The organism is Bacillus sp. JJ634, from assembly GCF_036962285.1.
Taxonomy (GTDB): Bacteria; Bacillota; Bacilli; order Bacillales; family DSM-1321; genus Peribacillus; species Peribacillus asahii_A.
In genome coordinates this window covers 43,222-43,484 of record NZ_JBALMU010000057.1, presented here as the reverse complement: position 1 = coordinate 43,484, position 263 = coordinate 43,222, and the positions used below count along the sequence as shown (strand labels likewise).

Genomic DNA, 263 nt, shown 5'->3' with positions numbered 1-263 from the left:
GTAGGACGTCGCCAAGCTATATATTTTGTGTATATTTTTTATAAAAAGAGTATATACTATATATTATCATCAAGTTGTTTCGACGCATCCTCATACTGAAATTCTAGAAGGGGAAGAAACAGTCGACACAAAATTAGGTGCATAAGCAAAATATCAGTATTTCTATCGTCGCGGGGTGGAGCAGTCCGGTAGCTCGTCGGGCTCATAACCCGAAGGTCGCAGGTTCAAATCCTGTCCCCGCAATCAAACCAAAAAAACGAAAC

1 tRNA gene is annotated in these 263 nt (G+C 40.7%); it reads left to right on the top strand.

The features are described 5' to 3' along the window. Nucleotides 1-169: 169 nt before the first annotated feature. A tRNA-Met gene (locus V7068_RS10650) sits at nt 170-243 on the top strand. Nucleotides 244-263 lie beyond the last annotated feature (20 nt).